Source organism: Pseudomonas taiwanensis (assembly GCF_013393345.1).
GTDB lineage: Bacteria > Pseudomonadota > Gammaproteobacteria > Pseudomonadales > Pseudomonadaceae > Metapseudomonas > Metapseudomonas resinovorans_C.
The window spans coordinates 99,021-114,651 of the sequence record NZ_QJRF01000048.1 but is presented as its reverse complement, the minus strand read 5'-3'; the positions used below and the strand labels follow the sequence as shown (position 1 = coordinate 114,651).

14 protein-coding genes are annotated in these 15,631 nt (G+C 65.1%); 1 reads left to right on the top strand and 13 read right to left on the bottom strand.

The genetic code is table 11. From position 1 onward, the window contains the following. Positions 1 to 151 precede the first annotated feature (151 nt). The 11 genes from DM872_RS10135 to DM872_RS10085 form a co-directional block, all read right to left on the bottom strand. Entirely contained in the window at positions 152 to 1,138 is a 987-nt protein-coding gene (locus tag DM872_RS10135) for an amidohydrolase family protein (RefSeq protein ID WP_179059361.1), read from the bottom strand. After that, positions 1,135 to 1,707, bottom strand: coding sequence for a 3-hydroxyanthranilate 3,4-dioxygenase (locus DM872_RS10130; protein WP_179059360.1), 573 nt, complete (start codon positions 1,705 to 1,707; stop codon positions 1,135 to 1,137). Before DM872_RS10130 ends, DM872_RS10135 begins: the two co-directional genes overlap by 4 nt. 10 nt (positions 1,708 to 1,717) lie before the next feature. Further along, complete coding sequence (locus tag DM872_RS10125; protein ID WP_179059359.1) at positions 1,718 to 2,143, bottom strand: RidA family protein; 426 nt, start codon at positions 2,141 to 2,143, stop codon at positions 1,718 to 1,720. Between the two features lie 29 nt (positions 2,144 to 2,172). Beyond that, the gene (locus DM872_RS10120) at positions 2,173 to 2,943 is read right to left on the bottom strand and encodes a 2-keto-4-pentenoate hydratase (protein WP_179059358.1); all 771 of its coding nucleotides are present in this window, start codon (positions 2,941 to 2,943) and stop codon (positions 2,173 to 2,175) included. Further along, a complete protein-coding gene (dmpG, locus tag DM872_RS10115) occupies positions 2,940 to 3,965 on the bottom strand; it encodes a 4-hydroxy-2-oxovalerate aldolase (protein WP_179059357.1) in 1,026 nt (341 codons plus the stop codon). Before dmpG ends, DM872_RS10120 begins: the two co-directional genes overlap by 4 nt. After that, a complete protein-coding gene (locus DM872_RS10110) occupies positions 3,962 to 4,894 on the bottom strand; it encodes an acetaldehyde dehydrogenase (acetylating) (RefSeq protein WP_179059356.1) in 933 nt (310 codons plus the stop codon). Before DM872_RS10110 ends, dmpG begins: the two co-directional genes overlap by 4 nt. An 11-nt stretch (positions 4,895 to 4,905) precedes the next feature. Further along, complete coding sequence (locus DM872_RS10105) at positions 4,906 to 5,718, bottom strand: fumarylacetoacetate hydrolase family protein (RefSeq protein ID WP_179059355.1); 813 nt, start codon at positions 5,716 to 5,718, stop codon at positions 4,906 to 4,908. A 13-nt stretch (positions 5,719 to 5,731) separates the two neighbouring features. Beyond that, a complete protein-coding gene (locus tag DM872_RS10100) occupies positions 5,732 to 7,198 on the bottom strand; it encodes a 2-hydroxymuconic semialdehyde dehydrogenase (protein WP_179059354.1) in 1,467 nt (488 codons plus the stop codon). 103 nt (positions 7,199 to 7,301) lie between these two features. Further along, the gene (locus DM872_RS10095) at positions 7,302 to 8,264 is read right to left on the bottom strand and encodes a LysR substrate-binding domain-containing protein (RefSeq protein WP_179059353.1); all 963 of its coding nucleotides are present in this window, start codon (positions 8,262 to 8,264) and stop codon (positions 7,302 to 7,304) included. Positions 8,265 to 8,963: 699 nt separating this feature from the next. Continuing rightward, positions 8,964 to 9,935 (bottom strand): SCO family protein, encoded by a 972-nt coding sequence (locus DM872_RS10090; protein WP_179059352.1) that lies wholly within the window; start codon positions 9,933 to 9,935, stop codon positions 8,964 to 8,966. A gap of 48 nt (positions 9,936 to 9,983) precedes the next feature. Beyond that, the gene (locus tag DM872_RS10085) at positions 9,984 to 12,713 is read right to left on the bottom strand and encodes a multicopper oxidase domain-containing protein (protein ID WP_179059393.1); all 2,730 of its coding nucleotides are present in this window, start codon (positions 12,711 to 12,713) and stop codon (positions 9,984 to 9,986) included. 545 nt (positions 12,714 to 13,258) lie between these two features. On the opposite strand from DM872_RS10085, the gene DM872_RS10080 reads away from it, so the two are divergent. After that, complete coding sequence (locus tag DM872_RS10080; protein ID WP_256873351.1) at positions 13,259 to 13,540, top strand: hypothetical protein; 282 nt, start codon at positions 13,259 to 13,261, stop codon at positions 13,538 to 13,540. A 115-nt stretch (positions 13,541 to 13,655) separates the two neighbouring features. On the opposite strand, the gene DM872_RS10075 is transcribed toward DM872_RS10080, so the two are convergent. Together DM872_RS10075 and DM872_RS10070 are read right to left on the bottom strand one after the other, a co-directional pair. Further along, entirely contained in the window at positions 13,656 to 14,804 is a 1,149-nt protein-coding gene (locus DM872_RS10075; protein ID WP_179059351.1) for an ABC transporter ATP-binding protein, read from the bottom strand. A gap of 16 nt (positions 14,805 to 14,820) precedes the next feature. Further along, the gene (locus DM872_RS10070; protein WP_179059350.1) at positions 14,821 to 15,630 is read right to left on the bottom strand and encodes an ABC transporter permease; all 810 of its coding nucleotides are present in this window, start codon (positions 15,628 to 15,630) and stop codon (positions 14,821 to 14,823) included. Position 15,631: the final 1 nt, after the last annotated feature.

The following is a 15,631-nucleotide window of genomic DNA, read 5'->3' as shown; positions in this document are numbered from 1 at the left end:
GCACATGTGATCTGAAAGCCAGCACATTCGGTGGAGGGCGAAACAGACTCGACACCCACTCGGCAATGAGCCAATCCTCAACCCCCGCACACAAAAAACCGCCTCCAGGACAGGAAGGCGGTTGAGGCAGAAGACGGCAGGCGAGATTCGCTCAGAGGCCAAAGAACGCCCGGGCGTTGCCGGCGACGATGCGCGCCTTGTCGTCGTCGGAGAGGCTCGGATGCTCCAGAACACCTGCGCCGATGCGCTGTTCCCCCAGGGGGAAGGGCGAGTCGGACCCCAGCATCACCCGGTCGGGTCCCATTACATCCACCAGCAGTTGCAGGGCGCGGGGGTCGAACACCGCGGAGTCGACGAAGAAACGCTTCACGTAGCTGGAGGGCAGGTTCGGGCAGTCCTCGCGGACGATGTCGCGATGGCGCCAGGCGTTGTCGACTCGCCCCAGCAGGAAGGCGAAACCGCCGCCGCCGTGGGCGAAGCACAGCCGCAGGGACTCGGGCAAACGCTCGAAGGCCCCGGAGAGGATCAGCGAGAGGATGCCCAACTGGGTCTCCGCCGGCATCGCCACCAGCCAGGGCAGCATCCAGCGCTTCATGCGTTCGCGGCCCATCATGTCCCAGGGGTGCACCAGCAGCGGTATGCCCTCGGTGGCGCAGTGGTGGAAGAAGGTCACCATCCCGTCGTGGTCCAGGTCGTGATTGCCCACGTGGTTGCCGATCTGCACGCCGACATGTCCGCAGGCCATGGCGCGGCTTGCCTCGCGGCAGGCCGCGTCGATGTCCTGCAGGGGCACCTGGGCTAGCACCTTGAGGCGCTCTGGTGCGTGGGCGGCCATCTCCACGGCGCGGTCGTTCATCAGCTGCGCCCAGGGCAGGGCGCGGTCAATGGGCTGGTCGTAGCCGAACATCACCGGTGTTGCGCACATGATCTGGATATCCAGGCCTTGCTCGTCCAGGTGCTCCAGGCGCCGTTGCGGGTCCCAGAGCGCGTCGTGCACCGGCCGGAACGGCTTGTCGCCGACCATGATCTGCCCCGTACGGCCCTCGGCCTGCAGCCAGGGGGCCCGCTCCGGGCAAAGCCGCGCGGCTTCGGCCTGGCTGATCAGGGGAAAGAAGTGGGAGTGGATATCGATCTTCATACGGGGTGGAGCTCGTTCAGGGTCCGGTGCCAGGTCTGCCAGTCGCGGCCGGGGTGGATATCACCGCATTGGCTGCAGCGACGCTCTTCCTCGGAGGTGGCGTAGAACTGTTCGTAGACGGGGGGAAGGTCGTTGACGATGCTTTGCAGCTGCATCTCGTAGCGCTTGACCAGGGTGCCGCAGCGGGCGCAGGACCATTGCAGGGCATCATGCATGCCGACCGGGCGCTGGCGCTCGATCACCAGGCACAGGCTGCCGGGCTCGGGGCGCTGGGGGGAATGGATCACATGGGGCGCCATCAGGTAGATGTCGCCTTCCTTCAGCTCCACGCGGTCGTAGCGGCCGCGGTCCCAGATGTTCAGGTAGGCGTTGCCCTTGAACTGGTAGAAGAACTCTTCCACCGGGTCGTCGTGGAAGTCGGTGCGCTGGTTCGGCCCACCGACCACCGTGACCATGAAATCGCTGTCTTGCCAGATCTGCTGATTGCCCACCGGCGGTTTCAGCAAGTGGGCGTTTTCCTCGATCCAGCGATTGAAATTGAGTGGGGGACTGAAGTGGTTCTTGTGCATTGTTCTGTGCTCAGTGGTTGCGGGGGGAGTAGGCGATGGCCTTGATCTCGATGCGCAGGTGCGGGTGCGGAAGCTGGTGTACGGCAACGGTGGTCCGAGTCGGACCGGACTCGTCGAAGTACTCGGCATACACCTCGTTGTAGCCACCGAAGTCATTCATATCGACCAGGAAGCTGTTGATTTCCACCAGGTCATCCAGGCTCGCACCTTCACTGGCGAGGATGTCGCGTATGTTCTCGATCACGGCCCGGGTCTGGGTGCGGATATCCAGGTTGGTGGTGCCCAAGGCATCCACTTCGACGCCTGCGAAGCTGTTGTCCGGGCGGCGCGAGCTGGTACCGGAGACGAAGAGCAAGTCGCCCGCGCGCTTGATGTGGGGGAAGCGGCCACGGGGCTTGGCCTTGCCGGGGACGACGGTGGAGCGGTTGTCGGTCATGAGGGATTCCTTGTGGGCTCGTCGTGAGGTCATGGGCGCACGCTGAAGCTGCTTTCTCCAAAACCGAGGATCTCGACGCTGACATAGGCGCCGGGGTACAGGGCTTCCGCCGCGGTGGCGGCTCCGGCCATCACCAGGCTGCCTGCCGGCAGCACGCATTCAGAGTCGTGCAGCAGGTGCGATGCCTGCACCAGGCTGCGCAGGGGCTGGCCGAGGATGGCGGCAGTGGAGCCGGTCTGGACCGGGCGACCGTCCAGGCGCATGACCACTCCGGCGTTGGCCAGCCCGGCGAAGTCACGGGACCAGGGGCCGACGGTGAGACCGGAGGAAGAGCAGTTGTCGGCCACGACGTCTTCCAGGCTGAACTTGAAGGCCTGGTAGCGCGAATCGATGATTTCCAGCGCTGGGGCCACCGCTTCGATGTAGTCGGCCGCTTCCAGCAGGGTCAGCGGGCGGTCGATGTCCCGGCGAGTCAGGAAGCAGACCTCGGGTTCGACGCGAGGGTGAATGTACCGCGACAGGTCCACCAGGCCGCCGTCCTCTTCCAGCATGGTGTCGGTGAGCCAGCCCCAGATCAGGCTGTCCACACCCATCTGGATCATCTTGGCGCGGCTGGTAAAGCCCAGCTTGATGCCGATGGACTGTTCGCCATCGTTGTAGCGGCGCTGCATGGAGGCGCGCTGGATCCGGTAGGCCTCGTCCAGCGAGAAGGGGGACGTGGCGCTGAATTGCGGCAGGGGTTCGGCGCGGCGCGCGGCCTGGTCGAGGGCGGCAGCGATGCGGGAGATATCGGTGCTCATGGGCGGCTCTCCTGTTCGCGGGCCAGCAGGTCCAGGGCAACGTCGACGATCATGTCCTCCTGGCCGCCGACCATCCGGCGTTTGCCCAGTTCGACGAGGATGTCGAGGGTTTTCAGTCCGTACTTGGCCGCCGCCACTTCGGCGTGGCGCAGGAAGCTCGAATACACGCCGGCATACCCGAGGCCGAGGGTCTCGCGGTCCACCCGCACCGGACGGTCCTGCAGTGGCCGCACCAGGTCGTCGGCGGCGTCCATCAGCCGGTAGAGGTCGGTGCCGTGGTTCCAGCCCAGGCGCTCGGCGGCGGCGATGAACACTTCCAGCGGCGCGTTGCCGGCGCCCGCGCCCATGCCGGCCAGACTGGCGTCGATGCGATCGCAGCCCTCTTCTACGGCGACGATGGAGTTGGCCACGCCGAGGCTGAGGTTGTGGTGGGCGTGCATGCCGGTCTGGGTTTCGGGCTTGAGCACCGCCTTGAAGGCGCGCATGCGGTCACGAATGTCCTGCATGCTCATCGCGCCGCCAGAGTCGGCCATGTAGATGCACTGGGCGCCGTAGCTTTCCATCAGCTTGCCCTGCGCGGCCAACTGCTCGGCCGGGATCATGTGGCTCATCATCAGGAAGCCGACGGTGTCCATACCGAGGCTGCGGGCGTATTCGATGTGCTGCTTCGACACGTCCGCCTCGGTGCAGTGGGTGGCCACCCGCACACTACGGGCGCCAGCGTCGTAGGCGGCTTTCAGGTCATGCACGGTGCCGATGCCGGGCAGCAGCAGCACAGTGAGCCGCGCATGCTCGACCACGTCGGCCGCCGCCTCGATCCACTCCAGGTCGCTGTGGGCGCCAAAGCCGTAGTTGAAGCTGGAGCCTTGCAGGCCGTCGCCGTGGGTGACTTCGATGGCGTCGACCTTGGCCTCATCCAGGGCGCGGGCGATGGCCTGCACCTGCGGGATGGAGTACTGGTGGCGGATCGCGTGGCTGCCGTCGCGCAGGGTTACGTCGGAGATATAGAGTTTCTTGCTCATGCCGAGGCCCCCATTGCTTGCGCCATGCGCTCGGCGGTGGCCAGCGCGGCGGAGGTCATGATGTCGAGGTTGCCGGCGTAGCTCGGCAGGTAGTGGGCGGCGCCTTCCACCTCCAGGAAGATGGAGGTCTTCAGCCCGCTGAAGCGGCCGTGGCCGGGGATGTTCAGGTCGTGGACTTCGTCGAACTGCACCTTCTGCTTAAGGCGATAGCCCGGCACATAGGCCTGCACGGCAGCGGCCATTTCTTCGATGCTCGCCTCGACCTTGGCCTGATCGGCCGCCGCGCTTAGCACGAACACGGTGTCACGCATCATCAGCGGCGGCTCTGCCGGGTTCATCACGATGATCGCCTTGCCCTTGGCCGCCCCGCCGATCACTTCGATGGCCTTGGAGGTGGTCTCGGTGAACTCGTCGATATTGGCGCGGGTGCCGGGACCGGCGGACTTGCTGGCAATCGACGCGATGATCTCGGCGTAGTGCACCTTCGCCACGCGGGACACGGCGGCGACCATCGGGATGGTGGCCTGACCGCCGCAGGTGACCATGTTGACGTTGAGCTGCTGGAGGTTCTGCTCCAGGTTCACCACCGGCACACAGTACGGGCCAATGGCGGCCGGGGTCAGGTCGATCAGGCGAATCCCCGGCTTCTCGCTGCGCAGGAAGGCGTCGTTCTTCACATGAGCCGAGGCCGAGGTGGCATCGAAGACGAAGTCGATCTCGGAGAAGATCGGCAGGCGGGTCAGGCCTTCCACGCCTTCATGGGTAGTGGCCACGCCCAGTCGTGCTGCGCGGGCCAGGCCGTCGGACGCCGGGTCGATACCGACCATGACGCCCATTTCCAGGTGTTGCGCGTTGCGCAGCACCTTGATCATCAGGTCGGTGCCGATGTTGCCGGAGCCGACGATGGCGACTTTGAGTTTCTTGCGCATGGGAACTCCTGTCAGTCCTGTTGGTCGAAGGCGGCGCTGACGCTGCCTAGGCCCTGGATATGGGCAGTGAACACGTCGCCCGGTTGCGCGGTGACCATCGGGCCCAGGGCTCCGGTGAGGACAATGTCGCCAGCCCGCAGGGGGTCGCCCAGGCGGACCATGGTGTCGGCCAGCCAAATGGCGGCGTTGAGCGGGTTGTCCAGGCAGGCGGCGCCGGCGCCGACGGACACCGGCTCGCCGCGCAGGGTCATGCTCATGCCGCAGCGAACCAGATCCAGCTCGGACAACCGCACCGGGCGGGTGCCGAGCACGAACAGTCCGGCAGAGGCGTTGTCGGCGATGGTGTCGACGAGGCGAATGTCCCAGTTGGCGATGCGGCTGCCGACCACCTCGATGGCTGGCAGGGCGAAGGCCGTGGCGCGGATCAGGTCGGCGACGGTGTGGCGTTCGTGGGGCAGGTCGTGCTCCAGGACCAGGGCTATTTCTGCCTCGACCTTGGGCTGGTGGGTGTCCGCCCAGGCGATGGGCTGTCCGTCGCCACGCGCCCGGTCGGCGAACAGCAGGCCGAAGTCCGGCTGGTCGACGCCCAGTTGCTTCTGCACGGCGTGGGAGGTCAGGCCGATCTTGCGGCCCACCGGGCGCAGGCCGGCTTCGATAGCCGCCTGGGTGTTGTAGCGCTGGACCGCGTAGGCCAGGGCGACGGGATCCTGCCCTGGATGCTCTTCCAGGGCGCGCGCGATCAGATCGCGAACCGGGGCGCAAGCCTGGCCGCTGCGTTCCGCCTGGCGCAGGTGGCTGGCCGCTTCGATGAGTGCTGCATGCATGGGGGGCTCCCGGTCAGGCGTTGACGCAGACGGTGGTGGTTTCGGAATAGAAGTCCAGGGAATGGCGCCCTCCCTCTCGGCCGAGCCCGGACAGGCGAGCGCCGCCGAAGGGCGTGCGCAGGTCGCGCAGGAACCAGGTGTTCACCCAGACCATGCCGACATGCAGGCGCCGGGACACCTTGTGGGCGCGCTTGAGATCGCGGGTCCAGACCGCGGCGGCGAGGCCGTAGGCAGAATCGTTGACCCGTGCGACGACTTCGTCGTCGCGGTCGAAGGGGGCGACGTGGCAGACCGGGCCGAAGACTTCCTCGCGCATGCAACGCGCATCGTCGGACAATCCGGTCCAGATGGTCGGTCGCACGTAGGCGCCGTTGTCGCGCTCGTCGCCGAAGCACGGGACGTCGCCGCCGGTGACCAGGGTCGCCCCTTCGCCACGGGCCAGCTCGAAGTAGCCGAGCACCTTGTCGCGGTGCTTGTGGGAAATCAGCGAGCCCATGTCGACGCCCGGTTCGTCGGGGTAGCCGATCTTCAGATTCTCGGCGCCGGCTTTCAGTGCGGCGACGAAGCGTTCGAAGATCGGCCGCTCTACATAAACCCGTTCCGAGCACAGGCAGACCTGGCCGGAGTTGGTGAAGCTCGAACGCAGCACCCCGGCGACGGCGGCATCGAAGTCGCAGTCGGCGAAGACCACGGCGGCGTTCTTTCCGCCCAGTTCGAAGGACACCTCGCGCACGCCCTCGGCGGCAGCCTTCATGATGGTGGCGCCGGTGCGGGATTCGCCGGTAAAGGTGATGGCATCCACATCCGGGTGGCGGGTCAGGAATTCGCCGGCGGAGTTCGGCCCGAAGCCATGCACCAGGTTGAACACGCCCGCTGGAACCCCGGCTTCCTGCATCACCTCCGCCAGCAGCGTGGCGGAGGAGGGCGAGTCTTCCGAGGGCTTGACCACCACCGAGTTGCCGCAAGCAAGGGCGGGCGCCACTTTCCAGGTGAGCAGCAACATCGGCAGGTTCCAGGGCGAGATGATCGCCACCACGCCATGGGGCTTGCGCACGGTGTAGCTGAAGACATCGCTGCCGTCGGCCGTGCGCATCTCGTAATACTCGCCGCCGGCTTGCCGGATCAGTTCGGCGAAGGTGCGGAAGTTATGCACGCCCCGGGCGATGTCCAGGGTCCTGGCCTGCTGCACGGGACGTCCTGTGTCGGCGACTTCGGCGGCGACGAAGTCCTCGAAGCGACGCTCGATACCCTCGGCGACGCGCAGCAGCAGGTCGGCCCGCTGGGTGGCGCTGTAGCCGGCCCAGGGCCCCTGCTGCGCGGCCTTGGCGGCCGCGACCGCCTGGTCCACCAAGGCGGCATCAGCCTCGCAGACCTGGCCGAGCAGGCGGCCGTCGATGGGCGACACATTGTCGAAGGTCCTGGAGGTGGCGACGAACTCGCCGTTCACGAAGTGGCGTAGCAGGGATGGGGGAGTGGACACGACAACCTCCGATTATTGGATTTTCGGAGGAGTCTAGGGATTCGCCGTATAAGCGAATAATAAAAGGATCGCTCTCTGGTATTGCTATCTGGAATGGCTGGATTCAATTCATCTGCATGCCATGCTGCTCCTGCCCGGCCTGATCCAAGCATTCCTGGAACAGCCTCGCCGCCGGCCCTAGTTCGCGGGTTGCAGAGCGGAAGTAGCCGATGTCGCCGAATTGCAGGCGGCTGCCGAGGTCAAGGGTGCCCAGCAGTCCGGCCCCGGTGAACTGACGGGCCGCCTCCAGTGGCATGACGGCCACGGTCTGTTGGTCCTGCATGAGGCTGATGTTGGTCAGGATCGACAGGGATTCCACCACGTTGGTCGGAGGTTCCAGGCCTGCTTCGTCGAACAGCAGGTCGACAGTCCTGCGCAGCAGCGAGTCCCGCGTGGGCAACACCCAGGGGAAGTCGAACAGGGCCTCGAGGCGGATCGGCGCCGTGCTGACCAGAGGGTGACGGGCTCCCGCCACGATCGCCAGTTGCTCGCCGTACAGCACCTTCATCTCCAGCATCGAGGACTCATGGTGCCAGCGCCAGTCATCGGGGACGCGACCCACTACCAGGTCCACCTCGCCCACCGCCAGCGCTGGGAATAGCTGGTCCATCTGGCCCACTCGCAGCGACACCAGCACCTTCGGCGCACGTTGCTTGAGCAGTTGCAGTGCCCGCGGCAGCAGGGAGCTCGATGCGGAAATCAGGGTGCCGACCATCACCTGGCCCGAAGTGCCTTCCTGGTAAGCGTTGACCTCGTCGGTCAGCGAGCGTAGCTCCGCCAGCAGCGACTTCGCCCGCCGCACCACCAGTTCCCCCAGAGGCGTAGCGCTGACGCCGCGGTTGCTTCGCACCAGCAAGGGAGCATCGAAGTAGAACTCCAGCTCATGGATGATCTTGGTGACCGCCGGCTGGGTGAGGTTCAGCGCTTGCGCCGCACGCAGCAACGAACCGCTCTGCAAAACCTGATCGAAGACCACCAACTGGTAGAACTTGAGTTTGCGGGCGACGGACAAGTGAGTGAACTGCATGCGAGGCCTTCATGTGCGGTGACGAAACGGACCATCAGCATCTCATGACTGATGAGTGGACTGGCAAGATGGCCAGGGTTGCCAGGCCGCCTGGTAGCGGTGATGGCGGCTGGCAGGCGCCTGCCACAGAACACCCGAACCTTCATCGACTTCCTGGTGGAGGAGATGAGCCTGGCGGGACTGCATGGGGCAACTGCGTTGCCCAAAGCGAATGAATTCGCCCCCACAGGGGATGGGCGCCTGCCGTGGGCCGGGTGCAGGGTGCGGATTGCTTTTCCTGTGGGGGCGATTTCAATCGCTGAGCAGGTCGAAGGTCTGCCCATCGGGATTGCAGGGGGCAACTGCGTTGCCCAAAGCGAATGAATTCGCCCCCACAGGGGATGGGCGCTTGCCGTGGGCCGGGTGCAGGGTGCGGTTTGCTTTTCCTGTGGGGGCGATTTCAATCGCTGAGCAGGTCGAAGGTCTGCCCATCGGGATTGCAGGGGGCAACAGTGTTGCCCTTGGCGAATGAATTCGCCCCTACAGGGGATGGGCGCTTGCCGTGGGCCGGGTGCAGGGTGCGGATTGCTTTTCCTGTGGGGGCGATTTCAATCGCTGAGCAGGTCGAAGGTCTGCCCATCGGGATTGCAGGGGGCAACAGTGTTGCCCTTGGCGAATGAATTCGCCCCTACAAGGGCATTACATCCGACGGCCAATTCCTCACCGCTTCACTTGCCGCAAGGTCTCATCATCCATGTATTGGATCAGCGCCTGGATGTCCTGCTCGCCCAGTTGCAGGTTGGGCATGGCCACCTGGTTGTATTGCTGGAAGAGACTCGTCGCCAGCGGGTCCTTCTCGGCAAGCATGCGGTCGGGTTCCTTGAGCCAGCGGGTCAGCCATTTCGGGTCGCGCTGGTGGGCTACGCCGAGCAGGTCCGGGCCGACGCCGCGCAGGGCGCCGAGTTCGCCGTCCTGCGGACCAAGGGTGTGACAGGCGCTGCAACGGGTGCGGAACAGTTGCTCGCCATTGGACGGCGGTCGAATGACCGGCGCGTCGGCATAGCTGCGGGCGCCGACGTTGCTCTTGCGCCAGTTCTGCAGTTCGTTGCCGAGCTTGTCCGCGAGGATGTAGGGGTTCTCGAAGGGCGAGACCTTCATCCATTCGCCGGTCGCCTGGTTGCCCACCACCAGGCTGAGGTTGTGTTGCTTGAGGTTGCCGGGATCGTCGCCCGGTACCAGCAGGCCGAGCTTTTCGCGCAACCGAGTGATCTCGTCGTAGTCACCAGTGAGGAATTGCCAGCCCGGTGCGACCTGGAACTTTGTCGCATAGGCCTTGAGCACTTCCGGCGTGTCGTGAATGGGGTCGATGCTGATGGAATAGAAGTGGACGTCGCGTCCCACCTGGTCGCCCAGCAGTTTCTGCACCTGGCGCAGGCGCGCGGTTTCCAGCGGGCAGGTGTCGCCGCAGCTGGTGAAGATGAAGTTGATCGCGACCACCTTGCCCTCGATCAGGTCGTCGAAAAAACGCAGATGCTTGCCGTCCTGGTCGATCAGCCCGGTATTGGGGAAGTAGTCGCGGCCCCAGGGGGCGGATGATGCCGTCTGGCTCGCCGGTGCCAGCCAGAAGCCGGCACAGGCGGTGGCCAGCGCCAGCAGGGCGAGGGCCAGCCAGTGGATACCTGGAATTCGCATAGGCTCTCTCCCTGGGGCGGAGCCGGGCTGGCTCCGCCCCGCTCAGGGTCAGCGGCTGGTCTGGCCGTTGCCGTCACCGGTGCGGAAGGTCGGCAGGGCGACCGAGTCCACGTAGCTCACACCGTCCCAGCTGGGCAGTGGCGTGGGCATCAGCTGGACCTGGCCGGGGTGCTCGATGTCCCAGCGCAGCAGCATGGAGTTGTCCTCATGCTGGGTGTTGTGACAGTGCTCCATGTAGGTTCCGGCGAACTCGCGGAAGTGCACGGCCATTTCCACGACCTGCTGGGTCTCGCTGTCTTCGCCGATGCGATAGACGTCCTTGCGCGCCCACTTTTCCCATTCCGGCGGTGGCAAGCCGCCGCGGCTGAGGATGATGCCTTCCTCGAAGTGCACGTGGATCGGGTGCGACCAGCCGCCGCCACCGTTCTTGATCTTCCAGACTTCGAGGGTGCCGGCACCGCTGTAGCCGGCGGGCGTCGGGCCATTGGCCAGTCGCGGGGCGGCAGAGATGCGTCGCGGGTCCATGTTGTAGCCCTGGCCGCCGTCGGTCTTGATGGTCCAGGGGGTTTCGTCGGTGCCGTTGGAGCGGCCGAACTCGAAGCTGCGGTGGCGCGCCTGGCTCAGCAGCTGGCGATCGCTGGCGTTGTCCGCGTGGAGGGTCAGCGGAATCATCACCTTGCCTTCGGCCTTGCCCGGCTTGGCCGGCTCGTAGTCGGCCGGGTTCATGGCCAGGTCCTGGCCGCTGTAGCTCTGCACGCGCAGTTCGAGGAACTTACCCACCCCCGGATCGCCCTTGTCCCAGGCGGGGCCGTTGCTGGTCTGCTTGATCACCGCCTTGTACTTCTCGGAGAGGATGTCGGCGAGGGCGATCTCCTGCTTCGCGCCTTTGCCGGTTTCATGTTCGAGGACGTTGACGAAGTAGAGCTTGTCCCCGGTTTTGATCCCGTTCTTCGCGAAGTTGACGATGATGTCGTAGCGCTCGGCGATGCCCTGGATGGGCAGGACGCCGAAGTGGTCCTTGAGGTTGCCGTCGTGGTCCAGGTCCATGGTGCCGTCGAAGGGCACGGCGTGCTCCATGATGTTGCCGTCGTTGCCGATCATGTGGAACGGCACCCGCACATAGGAGACGCCCGAGCCTTTGGGGCCCTGGAACTCGCCGCTGGTGCCCTTGATTTCACGCACCACGGCCAGCTTGAGGTAGCGCGAGACGGAGCCGTTGAGGATGCGGAAGCGGTAGCTGCGGGCGCGCACGTCGAACCAGGGTTTGTACTGCCAGTTGACCAGCACCTGGTCGCCGAGGAATCCGTCGGTGTTGAAGGGGTTGAACCAGAGCTGACCCTGTTGATCCCAGGCCTTGTCGGCGACCAGCAGGTTCACGTCGTAGTCGCGGTTGCCCCAGGATTCCGCCGTGCCGCTGGGGAAGCGCAGGTTGACGCCATCGTCGAAGGCTTCGTTACCCCGGTCCACCGCGCTGTAGTAGTTCATCATCGCGGCGTTGCCCTTGTAGACGTTCTGCGCGGTGAAATCGAGCATGTGGTCGTGGAACCAGTGGGTGCTCATGGTTTCGCGCCAGTCGCCGCGAATCTGGATCTTGCCGTTCTGGCAGGTCTTCATGCCGGGATGGGCGTCGTTCACCCAGAGGGTCTCGCCGTCATCGCAGGGGAAGGCCGCGCGTGGGTCGCTGGCGGTGGTGTTGATGGTGTCGTAGCCGGCCAGCTGGATCGGCCAGCGGTAGTCGTAGAACTGACCGGGGAAGAAGAAGGCGTTGGCGTAGCCGTCGCTCTCCGCTGGCGTGTGGCCGTTGTGTTCATGGGTGCTGATGGTGTGCAGGCCGAAACCACGGTTGGCTGCCGGGTCGATGGGCAGCGCGTTGTAGTGGCGGAACAGCACCGGCTGGCCGTAGCGGACCATCATCAGCTTGGGCGGGAAGGTGCCGTCGAAGGTCCACAGGGCGTTGTGGTCCTGCACGGGCATGTTGGGGTGGAAGCGCGGCTGGATGCCACGGGTGGTGCCGTTGGTGTAGGACATGCCGGCGGTGTTGTAGTAGAGCCCACCGGGGCCGAACTCGCCTTCGTTGTAAGCGTGGCGCTGATACTGGTCGCGAACACCTCCATTGGTACGGGCGCCGGCCTGGGCCGTCTTGATTTCAACTTGCGGGTAGAACTCGTTCCAGCGCTGGTGCGACCAGCCCATGCCTGGAGGGCGGCCTTCAGCCGAACCGGCGATCTGCCGATGCAGGAAGTCCTCGATCAGAGGACTCCAGGGGTTGCGGTCCAGGGTGTCGGCATATTGCGCCGGAAAAGGCGACAGACCCGGTTGGCCGAGGAAAGCGTCAAGGTCAGCACCGGACGGCCCGCTGCGCGAGGCATCGCTCGGGTCCTGTTCGGGGGCGGAGCCGATGCTCGGCTCGGGGAACGGGATTGATTGCGGCGGCGAGGTGGGGTCGAGTTTTTCCAGGCCGAACACTTCGAACAGCATCATCTGCTGGCTGAAGGGAAGGGCGCCGAACAGCGGGCTTGGCTTGCCATTGGTGGGGTAGTTGAACGAGGTCTGCCGTGCTGGCGGCAACACGTTGTCGACGCGGGTGGCGTCGCGGTCGCCGATCACCCCGTTGGGCAGTTCGATGGCGCCGGCGTTGGCCGGGGCGGCGGACTCAAGCGCTTCAAGCGCCGCCTGGGAATTCTTCGGCGGGCCGGTGAAGTGCGAGGGGTCGTCCGCTGGCGGCGGCCCGAACAGGTCCAGGGGAACGGCGACCGCGGCGTAGAGATCCAGCGCCATCAGTGCACCGATGAAGAAGCCTGAGGATTTGAAGATCTTCGGAACCCTGTTCAGGGCCTTCGAGATCGCACGCGTATTCCGGGCAGACATACCCACCTCGCTATCGAAGAGAGAGGAACACACCAGAGAGAGAATCGGGCCACCGAATGGGCACGGGAGGGGGCGGAGGTCGACGACGCTGCGGACTGGAATTCAGCAGCGAAGCGGCACGCGACATCAGGTGCGAGGCTGTAGTGGCACGTTGGCCTCGTGGGTAATCCTTTTCTTTGTAACAAGGTGTGTCAATGTGCGGAATGAGGCGTTTTCAGCGAAAGGTCAAAATGCTGGCATAAGCGGTAGAAGCCCCAAGAATGGGGGTTTCAGCGTATGTAAGGGCGCTTGTTGGGATTCACTTGGCGCGGCTTTTTGGGCGTGCCGGAATTCTGTCTTGGGCAGAGGTAGCGTTCTTTAAGCCGGTTCAGATGACAGGGGGAAAGCCTGAACTTTCCTCGGAGAGGGGTTATCCACCAAAGGGACAAGGCTTTTCGCAACGCGAGGATGACAACATGAAAATGCCATGCGCCCTGGGCGCCTGCCTGCTCCTGCTGGCGCCGTTCGGAGCCAATGCCGCCTGTACCACTGATGAGGCAGCGGCCAAGGCCGAACAGTTGGCCGCCAAGGTCAAGCAGGTGACCGAGAGCAATCCGCAGAAGGCCCGCGAGATCAACGAAGAGATGAAGGCGCTGAAGCCCGAGAGCCAGACCAAGGGTAGCGAGGACGAGTGCGCCATATACGACAAGCGCATGAAGGAACTGGATGAGGCGGACAGGAAGGCCGAGCAGGATTAGACCGCTGTAGGAGCGGGGGGGACGCCGAGTTCGTGCTTGCGAACAGTCCGAGCTCGGACTGTTCGCGAGCAAGCTCGCTCCTACAGGTCGGTGCAGCGGTCAGGTGCCGAACGCTTCAATGCGCCCCGGCGCCCTTCACCAGGTCGCTTTCATTCCACTCCGTGTAGACACAGGCATCGGCCGCGGCCCAGCGCAGCATGACCGGCGCGCCGGGTTGCAACGGCGCGGTGGTGCCGGAAAGCTCCTTCAGGGTCAGGCTGGTGCCGCCTGCGGTGATCACGCTGCAGGTCAGGCTTTCGCCGAGGAAAACGGTTTCCGCGACCTTGGCCTGGATCTGGTTCCAGCCGGCGGCCAGGGGTTCGCGAGCGGCCTGTTCCGGGGTCAGCACCAGGGCTTTTTCCGGGCGCACCATCAGGACCAGGTCCTGGCCGTCGCGCAGGCCGGCGGTGGGGCGGATGGCCAGGCTCTGCCCTTCGAAGCTGGCTGCGGCGTTGCCCTGTGCTTTCACCTTGAGGAAGTTGGAGTTGCCGAGGAAGGACGCTACGAATGCGTTCGGCGGGCTCTGGTAGAGGTCGTAGCCGCTGCCCAGGCCGACGATCTTGCCGTGGCTGAAGATGGCGATGCGCTGGGACAGACGCATGGCTTCTTCCTGGTCGTGGGTCACGTAGACGATGGTGATGCCGAGGCGGCGGTGCAGGTGGCGCAGCTCATCCTGCAGGTCTTCGCGGAGCTTCTTGTCCAGGGCGCCCAGGGGTTCGTCCATCAGCAGGATGCGCGGCTCGTACACCAGCGCACGAGCGATCGCCACACGCTGCTGCTGGCCACCGGAGAGTTGGGCCGGGCGGCGCTGGGCGAACTTGTCCAGCTGCACCAGCTTGAGCATGGCCTCGACGCGACGCTCGCGTTCGCCGGCGGCCTGCTTGCGGATGTCCAGCGGGAAGCCGATGTTGTCGCGCACGTTGAGGTGCGGGAACAGCGAGTAGCGCTGGAACACCATGCCGATGTCGCGCTTGTGCGGCGGCACGTTCACCAGGGATTTGCCGTCCACGAGGATTTCGCCGGAGGTGGGCGTCTCGAAGCCGGCCAGCATCGACAGGGTGGTGCTCTTGCCTGAGCCGCTGGAGCCGAGGAAGGTGAGGAATTCGCCGTCCTGGATGTCCAGGGAAATGTTGTCCACAGCGGCGAAGTCGCCGTAGTGCTTGTTCAGGTTGCGCAGGCTGACCAGGGTCTTGTTTTCGCGGGTGTCTTGGATCACGGCACTCATTTTCTTACCTCGGCGCTCAGGCGCTTGCAGGGTTGCGCCGGCGCAGCACGGCGGCGATCACCATTACCAGTACGGACAGGCCGATCAGCAGCGTCGAGGCGACGGCGATCACCGGGGTCAGGTCCTGGCGCAGGGTGGTCCACATTTTCACGGGCAGGGTCTGCAGGGTCGGGCTGGCCATCATCACGCTCAGCACCACTTCATCCCAGGAGACCAGGAAGGCGAACAGCGCACCGGCCATCATGCCGGGGCGGATCGCCGGGAAGGTCACCTTGAACACCGCCTGCAGGCGTGAGGCACCGCAGATCACCGCGGCATCCTCGATGGACTGATCGAACAGCTTCAGCGAGTTGATGATCGAGATGATGGTGAAGGGCAGGGCGACGATCACGTGGCTGACCACGAAGGAAAACAGCGTCCCGGTGTAGCCCAGCTTGAGGAACAGCGCGTACACGGCCACGGCGATGATCACCAGCGGCACGATCATCGGCAGGGTGAACAGGCCGTAGAGGAACTCGCGGCCGGGGAACTTACCGCGCACCAGGGCGAATGCGGTGGGCAGGCCCAGGGCCACGGAGCAGATCGTGGTCAGCACGGCGACCTTGAGGCTGGCCAGGGCCGACTCCATCCACTCGGCGTTGGAGAAGAACTGTCCGTACCACTTCAGCGTCCAGCCCGGCGGCGGGAACACCAGCCACTGGGAGGAGCCGAAGGACAGCAGCACGATGAACAGGATCGGCAGCAGCAGAAAAGCCGCGATCACGCCCGTCGTGAGGTACAGGCCGACGCGCAGGCGCAGGCCCATGGCATTGGGTGACAGCAGCATG